The organism is Nocardia sp. NPDC057227 (genome assembly GCF_042669725.1).
Taxonomy (GTDB): Bacteria; Actinomycetota; Actinomycetes; order Mycobacteriales; family Mycobacteriaceae; genus Nocardia; species Nocardia asteroides_A.
The window spans coordinates 333,441-342,440 of record NZ_JBHUXA010000004.1 but is presented as its reverse complement, the minus strand read 5'-3'; the positions used below and the strand labels follow the sequence as shown (position 1 = coordinate 342,440).

The 9,000-nt window shown below is 73.4% G+C and carries 8 protein-coding genes, 1 rRNA gene and 1 pseudogene; 6 read left to right on the top strand and 4 right to left on the bottom strand.

From position 1 onward, the window contains the following. The 4 genes and pseudogenes from rrf to ACFUJ1_RS09560 all read left to right on the top strand — a co-directional run. A 5S ribosomal RNA gene (rrf, locus tag ACFUJ1_RS09575) occupies positions 1 to 85 on the top strand; the annotation flags it as partial. 127 nt (positions 86 to 212) lie between these two features. Next, entirely contained in the window at positions 213 to 1,616 is a 1,404-nt protein-coding gene (gene hpnE, locus ACFUJ1_RS09570) for a hydroxysqualene dehydroxylase HpnE (protein WP_378644310.1), read from the top strand. 257 nt (positions 1,617 to 1,873) lie between these two features. After that, positions 1,874 to 2,557, top strand: a pseudogene (locus ACFUJ1_RS09565) (lytic transglycosylase domain-containing protein); the annotation flags it as partial. A gap of 69 nt (positions 2,558 to 2,626) precedes the next feature. Continuing rightward, positions 2,627 to 3,163: a hypothetical protein gene (locus tag ACFUJ1_RS09560; protein WP_378644327.1), complete on the top strand. Its 537-nt coding sequence runs from the start codon at positions 2,627 to 2,629 to the stop codon at positions 3,161 to 3,163. A gap of 65 nt (positions 3,164 to 3,228) precedes the next feature. Here ACFUJ1_RS09560 and ACFUJ1_RS09555 read toward each other — a convergent pair whose 3' ends face one another. The 3 genes from ACFUJ1_RS09555 to ACFUJ1_RS09545 form a co-directional block, all read right to left on the bottom strand. Then, the gene (locus tag ACFUJ1_RS09555; RefSeq protein ID WP_378644308.1) at positions 3,229 to 4,044 is read right to left on the bottom strand and encodes an SGNH/GDSL hydrolase family protein; all 816 of its coding nucleotides are present in this window, start codon (positions 4,042 to 4,044) and stop codon (positions 3,229 to 3,231) included. A gap of 2 nt (positions 4,045 to 4,046) precedes the next feature. Then, positions 4,047 to 4,220 carry a hypothetical protein gene (locus ACFUJ1_RS09550; protein WP_378644307.1) on the bottom strand — a complete coding sequence of 58 codons (174 nt, stop codon included), beginning with the start codon at positions 4,218 to 4,220 and terminating at the stop codon, positions 4,047 to 4,049. 81 nt (positions 4,221 to 4,301) lie between these two features. Further along, complete coding sequence (locus tag ACFUJ1_RS09545; protein ID WP_378644305.1) at positions 4,302 to 5,123, bottom strand: SDR family oxidoreductase; 822 nt, start codon at positions 5,121 to 5,123, stop codon at positions 4,302 to 4,304. 183 nt (positions 5,124 to 5,306) lie between these two features. On the opposite strand from ACFUJ1_RS09545, the gene ACFUJ1_RS09540 reads away from it, so the two are divergent. Then, positions 5,307 to 6,251, top strand: coding sequence for a DMT family transporter (locus ACFUJ1_RS09540; protein ID WP_378644304.1), 945 nt, complete (start codon positions 5,307 to 5,309; stop codon positions 6,249 to 6,251). Here ACFUJ1_RS09540 and ACFUJ1_RS09535 read toward each other — a convergent pair. Next, the gene (locus tag ACFUJ1_RS09535) at positions 6,230 to 7,024 is read right to left on the bottom strand and encodes a DUF1206 domain-containing protein (protein ID WP_233018951.1); all 795 of its coding nucleotides are present in this window, start codon (positions 7,022 to 7,024) and stop codon (positions 6,230 to 6,232) included. The two genes, ACFUJ1_RS09540 and ACFUJ1_RS09535, sit on opposite strands and share 22 nt — an antisense overlap. Before the next feature lie 412 nt (positions 7,025 to 7,436). Here ACFUJ1_RS09535 and ACFUJ1_RS09530 point away from each other — a divergent pair, with 412 nt between their 5' ends. Continuing rightward, positions 7,437 to 8,978 (top strand): ATP-binding protein, encoded by a 1,542-nt coding sequence (locus ACFUJ1_RS09530; protein ID WP_378644302.1) that lies wholly within the window; start codon positions 7,437 to 7,439, stop codon positions 8,976 to 8,978. Positions 8,979 to 9,000 lie beyond the last annotated feature (22 nt).

Below are 9,000 nucleotides of genomic sequence, written 5' to 3'. Positions count from 1 at the left end.
TCCCATTCCGAACCCGGAAGCTAAGCCTGCCAGCGCCGATGGTACTGCACTCGACAGGGTGTGGGAGAGTAGGACACCGCCGGAACAAATTGTCACTGAAGGCCCCACCAATTCGTTGGTGGGGCCTTCAGTCGTTTCCGGGGAAGAAATTCCGCCCGTGCCCTAGCCTGAGAGTCTGACAATGTTTTTCTCTCAAACTCTTGGGGCGTGGAATGGACGAGCACATCGTGGTGGCCGGTGCGGGCCTGGCGGGCCTCGCCTCGGCGGTCTGGCTGGCCGAGCGCGGCTATCGGGTGACGCTGCTGGAGAAGCGGGGCCGGCTGGGCGGGCGGACCATGTCGTTCGATGTGGCGGGGCTGGACGAGCCGGTGGACAACGGCCCGCACCTCTTCGCCGGCTGCTACGACGCCCTGCTCCGGTACCTCGATACGATCGGCACCCGGGCCGAGTTGATTTGGGACGCACCGCCGTTCGCGATCCGCACCGGCGCCGACGAGCTGCTCACGCTGCGCGGCCCGGACTGGTGGCCGCTGAGCCTGCGCCGCACCCTCGGACTGGCCTGGATGGCGTGGCCGCCGATCCCGGTGCGCGATCGCCCCGCGGTGCTCCGGGTCTGGGCGGCGCTGCTGCGCCAGGCGGTACGGCCGGATCCGGCGCTGGACGAGATCACGGTGAGCCGGTGGTTCGACCGGCTCCGGGTGCCCGCGTCGTTCCGTGAGCTCGTGCTCGACCAGTTCGTCATCGGGCTGCTCAACGAGAAGCCGGACCGGGTCTCCGCCTACACCTTCGCGCAGACCCTGCACTTCGTCTCGACGCGGGCGCGCCGCAATGCCAGGGCGGGAGACGCGGTGTGGCCGCGGGTGAGTTTGCACGACCTCTTCGTCGCGCCCGCCGAGCGGTACCTGGCCGAGCACGGCGCGGTAATCCGCACCGGAAGCGGCGTCGACGACGTCGAGCTGGACGGGGATCGGATCACCGGGGTGCGGCTGCGCGACGGCGAGCTGCTCACGGCCGATGCCGTGGTGCTCGCCGTACCGCCGTGGGCGCTCACCACGCTGCTCGACCGCGGTGCGCTCGGGCTGCACGACCACTTCGCGCCGGCCCGCAAGATCGAGGCCGCCCCCATCTCCAGCGTGTACGTGTGGCTCGATCGGCCGCTCGGGCTGCGCCGCTACGCGGAGAACCTGCGCGGCACCACCATCGAGTGGGTCTTCGACACCGGGCGCATGCAGGGCACCGTGCCGGACGGCATCGACGCCGCCGGGCCCGGCCACTGCTACGCGCTCGCGGTCAGTGCCTCCTGGGATGTCGTGCACACGCCGAACGCGGAGTTCGTCGCGGCGGCGCTGGAGTCGTTGCGCGCCAACTACCCGGCGATGGCCGAGGCGACGGTGCTGCGCACGCACGTGATCCATCAGCCGCAGGCGACCTTCTCCGCACAGCCCGGCTTCGAGGCCCTGCGGCTGGGGCAGCGGACCCCGGTGGACGGCCTGTTCCTCGCGGGCGACTGGACCGACACCGAGCTGCCCTCGACCATGGAGGCGGCCGCGGAGAGCGCCGTGCGAGCGGTCGGCGAGGTGACCCGCTACCTCACTGCTACTACCGTGCCGCGCTGACCGTCGCAGGTGCGGTGCGAAGGAAGGGTCCCGGAACCGGGCCGCAGCTCGTACCCTTGACTGAAGCGCCCGCGTGGCGCCGCCGACATCGAGGCGAGGAGGCCAGGGTGTGAGGTTTCTGAGAAGTTCATGAAGCCTCCACGGTATTTTCCCCGCTTTTGCTATGGTCAACGCAGCGTAAGTTAGTGCCGATTCGGCACTAGTAGCGTGTGCCGGTGGGGGATCGGCGCCGCGACCGAGAGGACGGTGTCGTCGATATGCGCAAGTCTGCCCCGGTAACGGTGTCGCTTCTGGTAGCCGCCGGGCTTGTGTCCGTCGGTTCGGGATCGGTGGTCTCGGCCGGCGGGGCCGGGGATGCCGGCGAGGCGCTGCTGGTCGGCTCCACCGGATCGGACGCCGCCGCGGCCGCGGTGAACGCGCCGGCACCCGCCTCCCGGATCGTGGGGTTGCTCCCGGTCGACGGCGGTGTGGCGCGCGAATTGCGGGCGGTTGTTCCGCCCGCGGATGGTGCTGTTCCGGTTGGGGGTGGGCCGGTGTTGCGGAGTATCGCGTTGCCGTCGGGGTCGGGGTTGTTGGGGATTCCGGAGGTGGTGTTGGCGGCGTATCGGAATGCGGAGTTGGCGTTGGCGTCGGCGCAGCCGGGGTGTGGGGTGTCGTGGAGTCTGCTGGCGGGGATCGGGCGGATCGAGTCGGGGCATGCCGGTGGGGGGCGGACGGATGCGGCGGGGACGACGGTGACGCCGATTTTCGGTCCGGCGTTGGATGGGTCGTTGCCGGGCAATGAGGTGATCGCGGCCTCGGGTGGTGGGTTCGTGCGGGCGGTGGGGCCGATGCAGTTCCTGCCGTCGACGTGGGTGCATTACGCGGCGGATGGTAATGGTGATGGTGCGTCGGATCCGCACAATGTGTTCGATGCGGCGTTGGCGGCGGGGAAGTATCTGTGTAGTGGGGGGTTGGATCTGCGGGATCGGGCGCAGGAGTTGCGTGCGGTGTTGCGGTACAACAATTCGATGTCGTATGCGGCGGATGTGTTGAGTTGGTCGGCGGCGTATCGGACGGGTGGGTCGCCGTCGGCGGGGCGGGTGTCGCCGGAGGCGATCGCTCCGGGGTCGGGGGGCTGGGGCACTACGCCCGGCGTGCTGCTGGCCTCGGCGCCGGGGCCGGTGCCCGGTCCGCTGCTCGCGGAGGCGCCGGAGGGGCTGCCGCTCGAGCAGGCGGTGCAGACGCCGACGCCCGCCGCGGTGCCCGAGCCGATGATCACCATCCCCGGGCTGCCGCCCATCCCGTGCGGGATCTTCTGCCCGCCGCCCCCGCCGCCCGCCGTGCAGCCCGGTGAGCCGGGGCCGCGCGCCGAGGAGCTGCCGCGCGAGGCGCCGGTGCCCGCCCCGCAGCAGGTGGCGCCGCAGGGGCCTGCGCCCGTGGAGTTCGGCCCGGACGGGCAGCCGGTCGCCCCCGGCCCGGACGCGGCGACCCCGCCGCCTCCCGGCCTCGTCCTCCCCTTCGGCATCACCATCCCGCTCCCGGCCCCACCCGCCCCCGCTCCGTAGTTTCCCGGGGCGGCCGCACCGGTAGGTGTCGCTCACCTCGCGCTGACCCGAGCCCGACGGGCGCGTCAGCCGACCGGGGCCAGGGTCCGTAGCCGGGCCAGGACGAGGTCGGCCACTGCCGCCATGCCCGCGGCGGTGGGGTGGCAGGGTGTGCCGTGGGCGGGGCGTCCCGGTACCGGGACGAAAAAGTCCGAAGTCCACGGGACGGGGGAGCCGGGGGCGTGCGCGAGGCTCGGGGTGCGGACGTCGATCAGGTGCCCGCCCGCCCGGTCCGCGGCCGCGGCGGTGCGGTCGGCGAGTGATTCCGCGAGGTAGCGGTAGTGCCGGTCGGTCGGCGATTCGCCGGGCGGGGGCGGGCCGAGCACCGACAGGTAGTTCACCACCAGCAAACGTGCATTCGGTGCCTGGTCGCGCACCGTGCCGAAGACCCGGTTCAGCCGCTCCCCGATCCCGCCGAGCGCCCGGCCGGTGGCTGCCTCGTCGGCGGAGCGGCGGGCGGCGGGCAGCAGCCGCACCGGCGACGGCATGCGCCGGGCGATCAGGAACGCCGTCAGCCCGATGTCGTTGCCGCCGATGGTCACCGTCACCAGCTCGGTGTCCGGGGTGACGGCCATGCGCTGCGGGGGGCTGCCGTACTGCCGCTCGTGCAGGATGTGCGCGCAGGTCGCGCCGGAGCTGGTGACATCGGTGAGCCGCAGCCCGGCCGCGCCGGCGATCAGGTGCGGATAGTTGCGGCTGGACCGGCCCGCCGCTCGCACCGAGCCGGTGGCGCGCGGCGGAATGCCTGGCCCGGAGGCGAAGGAGCTGCCGAGCGCGACGTAGCGGCGGCCGCGCCAGGGCGCGAGCGCCTCGGCGATCCGGTCGTCGGAGAGCTGCGCCACGGTCACCACCCGTGCCCGGCGATGGGGGCCGTGGCGGCCTCGATCGCGCGGCCGTACGGCACCGGCCGGAACCGCGGCATCGCGACGACCGGAGACCGGCGGGCCGAGGCACGGGCGTTGGCGGCGGTGCGCGACCCTGCTCCGGGCACCGCGGTCGAACGGGGCCGATCGCTCATCGGCTGCTCTCCTCGCGCCAGGCGCCGGAACTCCCCGGACCGGCATCCGTGCAGCCACTCTAACCGGCGGTCTGTTCTCCGCTATCGGCGGGCGCGGCGGAAGCCGCCCTCGGAGTCCAGGACCTGGCCCACCATCCAGCGGCCCTCGTCGGAGATCAGCCAGGCGATGAGCCGGGCCGGATCGTCCGGTTCGCCCGCCCGGCCGCGCGGGAAGGCGGCGTGCACGGCGGCGGCGACGGCGGGGTCGAGGCCGGTGCTGCCGGGGGAGAGGTAGCCGGTGTCGACCGGGCCCGGGTTGACGGTGTTCAGCACGATGCCGCGCTCGATGAGCTCGGCCGCCACCGTCGGCGTGAGCCCGGCGAGCACCGATTTTGCCGCCGCGTAGGCGATCTCGCCCGGCATCGGGCCGAGGTGCTGGCCGGAGGTGAGCCAGACGACCCGGCCGCGGTCAGGCACCGCGCCGCGCTCCGGCCGGTACTGCCGGGCGAACGCCTGGGTGAGCAGCAGCACCGAGCGGGCGTCGACCGCCCAGTGCCCGTCCAGCATGGCGGCGTCCACCTCGAGCAGCGTGCCGTCGCCGCCGCTGCGGGCGTGGTTGGCGACCAGGATGTCGAGGTGGCCGAACTCGGCGACGGCGTTCTCGATCAGCCGGTGCGCGGCGTCGGGGACGGCGAGATCGACGGCGCGGTCGACCACCGTCGTCATGGTGGCGAGTTCGGCGCGCACCGCATCGGTGTCGTCGGCGCCCCACGGCTGCTGTTCGTCGTGCGGGCGCCAGTGCGCGAGGTAGAGCGCGGCGCCGCGCTCGGCGAGCCGCCGGGCGACGGCGAAGCCGATTCCGGCCCGGCGGCCGACGCCGGTGACCACGGCGACGCGGCCGGTGAGATCGCGGGGAAGGGGCATGGCCCCATCGGAACCCGGGCGACGCTCGACGGCAACCGGATTTCGCGCAGTACCGACCGCGGCGCCGTGGCCGCGCACCCGGGTGCGCGCCCCGGCCGAACTGTCCCTGGTCTACGACCGTCCGGTAGCGCAAAGGCCGAAACCCGCGCGACGGGGGGCCGGTTCGCGGGCTAGGTTCGGCGGATGCGCGCGATCGGAACCGATGGACAGCGGGCCGCGGCGGCGGCCGGGGCGACGGTCCTGCTCTGGGCCTCGGCCTTCGTCTTCATCCGGGCGGCGGGCGAGCACTTCTCGCCCGGCGCGCTGGCGCTCGGCCGATTGCTGGCCGGCGCCGTGACGCTGCTGCTGATCCTGCTGGTGGTGGGCGACGGGCTGCCGCCGCGCGCGGCGTGGCGCGCGATCGCGATCACCGGGGTGCTCTGGTTCGGCGTCTACATGGTGGCGCTGAACTGGAGCGAGGAGTACGTGGACGCGGGCACCGCGGCCATGGTGGTGAACATCGGGCCGGTGCTGATCGCGCTGCTCGGCGGGGTGTTCCTGGGGGAGGGATTCCCGCGCAGGCTGCTGGCCGGGATCGCGGTCTCCTTCGCGGGCGCGATCGTGGTCGGGCTCGGCACCGCGCAGGGCGGCGCCGCGGCCGGGGTGCTGCTCGCGGTGCTCGCCGCGACCACCTGGGCGATCTCCACCATCGTGCAGAAGCCCGCGCTGGCAGTGGCTTCCGCGCTGCAGGTCACCACCGGGGGCTGCGTGGTCGGCGCGCTCGCCTGCCTCCCCTTCGCCGGACAGCTGGTGCGCGAGGTCGCCGCGGCGCCTGCCGCCGCCACGCTGAGCGTGCTGTACCTGGGCGTCTTCCCGACCGCGCTGGCCTTCACCACCTGGGCCTACGCCCTGGCCCGGACGACGGCGGGGCGGATGGGGGTGACCACCTACGCGGTCCCGGCGCTGGTGGTGCTCGGCTCCTGGCTCGCGCTCGGCGAGGTGCCGGTGCCGCTCGCGCTGCTCGGCGGCGTGCTCTGCCTGGCCGGGGTCGCGGTGGCGCGCAGCGGGCCGGGAACGCAGAGCGGCCCGGCGGTGGAGACCGCCGGGCCGCTCGAACGCAGCGAAGATCAGACCGGGACGCCGCCGTAGGTGCGGCGGTGCCGCGCCTCCAGGAAGGACAGCAGCCCGAAGGCGATGAGCCCCAGTGCGATCAGGATGAGCAGCCACGGGCCGAACGGGGTGCCCGCGAAGTCGCGCAGCACGCCGTCGACGCCCTCGACCTGCGCCGGGTCGTAGTTCAGCGCGGCGACCAGGGCGGCGAGGCCGATCGCGGCGACGACGGCGCCGCGGGCGATGTAGCCGGCCCGGCCCAGCCAGACCGCGGCGGTCCGGGAACCGCGGGTCATCCAGCCCATGCGCAGGTCGTCGGTGAAGTGCAGCCGGGCGCCGCGCACGATGAGCAGCAGCCCGAAGGCCAGCACCGCGATGCCGAGCAGCGCGACGACCACCTGGCCGCCGGGCCAGGCCAGGATGCGGATGGTGAAGTCGCGCGCCACCACCTCGCCCGGGACGGGCAGCCTGCCGTTCACCACGAAGCGCAGGGTGAAGAAGAAGGCGAGCGCGTAGAAGACGCCCGCGACGGCCGCGTAGGCCCGGTGCCCGCCGGAGACGGTGCGCCCGGCCGTGGCCACCTGGGTGAAGCGCCACACCGCGAGCGCGGCGAAGCCGAACACCAGGATCCACAGCAGCAGGTAGCCGAGCGGCTGCTCGGAGAGCGCGGCCAGCGCGCCGACCTCGTTGGCCGAGTGCTCGGCGGTGCCGACCGCGAGCATGAAGCCGAGGATGCCGAGCACGATGTAGGCGATTCCGCGGGCGATGAAGCCGAAGCGGGCGACCTTCTCCAGGCCGCGGCTGTTGCTCACGGTGCTGCGGCCGCGGGCCCCGCCCCCGCCACCCCGGCGCCAGGAGCGCCGTCCGGTGGTCCGGTTCGCGCCCCGGCGCCGTCCGCCCGATCGATCACGGCGCCGATATGCGTTGGCACGCTGGAACATGCTGAGCTCCTTCACTCTCTGTGCTGCGGGGCATGCCCGATTCCGGCCCGGTGACACGGAGTGCCGCGTACCCGACATCCCGTGCGGCGCCCGCATAACTCCGCTGCGACGGTGAAAAGCCCTGCTGTGCTGCGCCGCAACACCGCGGCGACCGGGCGCACGGCGGTGTGCAAGCCCCGTGGACGGCACTGCCGACCCGGCGTGTCGGCGGTGTGGCAGAGTGTCCGCAGGCGCTCGATCCCGGTGGCGCGGTCATCTGCGAGTCGAGAGCTTGGACGACACCATGAATACCCGTGCCCGGGGGACGACCCGGCTGACCGTCGAGACCTGGTTCCAGCTCGTACTCGGCTCGATGGTGGTGATCGTGCTGGCGGGCGCGGTCGCGGGGGCGAGCATGATCGCCCGCACCACCGAGAGCTCCAGCCTGGTGATCGGCAGGTTGCAGCCCGCGCTCGCGGAGAGCTACCGGCTGCAGGCGGCGCTGATCGACCAGGAGAACGGCGTGCGCGGCTACGCGATCGGCGCCGACTCGGTGGCGCTGCGCTCCTACGGCACCGGCCGGGATGCCGAGGTGCGCACGCTGAGCACGCTGCGCGGGCTGCTCGCCGACCGCCCCGACGCGCTCGCCGACCTCGCCGCGGTGGAGGCCAGCGCCCTCCGCTGGCGCACCGGCTACGCCGAGACCGTCACCGCCGCTCCGGAGCGCGCCCGCGCCGCCGCCGCCGACGGGCGGCAGCTCTTCGACGCGGTCCGCACCGGCTTCACCGGCCAGGCCGACCGGCTCGCGGCCACCCTCGATACCGAGCGCACCGCCATGTACCACAACCGGGACAACCGCAACCTGCTGCTCGGCGGCCTGGTCGTGGTCTTCGTGCTGGCCGCGGTGCTGCTCACGGTGCTGGTGCGCGGCCTGGTGGTGCGGCCGCTCGCGGAGTTGCAGCGCAGCTCGCTGCGGGTGGCCGGCGGCGACTTCGAGCACCGGATCACCGCGCGCGGCCCGGCCGACATCGCGACCGTCGGGGCCGCGGTGGAGGACATGCGCCGCCGGATCGTCACCGAGCTGCGCTCGGCCCGCGAGCAGGAGGCCACCCTGGTACGCCAGGCCGCCGACCTGGATGCCCAGACCGTCGAGCTGCGCCGCTCCAACCAGGAGCTGGAGCAGTTCGCCTACGTCGCCTCGCACGATCTGCAGGAGCCGCTGCGCAAGGTCGCCTCCTTCTGCCAGCTGCTGCAGAAGCGCTACGACGACAAACTGGACGACCGCGGCCGCCAGTACATCGAGTTCGCCGTCGACGGCGCCAAGCGGATGCAGGTGCTGATCACCGACCTGCTCACCTTCTCCCGGGTGGGCCGGGTGAACGACCGCACCGAGCGGCTCGAGCTGGGTCCGGTGCTGGACCGGGCGCTGCACAACCTCGGCTCCGCGATCGCCGAGTCCGGCGCGACGGTGCGGCGGCCGGAGCGGCTGCCCGCCGTGGTCGGCGATCCGACGCTGCTGGAGATGCTCTGGCAGAACCTGCTCGGCAACGCGGTGAAGTTCGCGGCGCCCGGCCGGAAGCCGGAGATCGTGATCGAGTACGAGGAGCGCGACGGTACGCACCACTTCGCGGTGCGCGACACCGGGATCGGCGTGCCCCCGGAGTTCGCGGACAAGGTGTTCGTCATCTTCCAGCGGCTGCACAATCGGGAGGAGTACGGGGGGACCGGGCTCGGGCTCGCCATCTGCCGCAAGATCGTCGAGTTCCACGGCGGCCGGATCGAGCTGGACACCGAGTACACCGGGGGCGCCCGATTCCGCTTCACACTGCCCGTCGCCACGGAGTAGCGCGCGAGAGTTCCGCCACCCG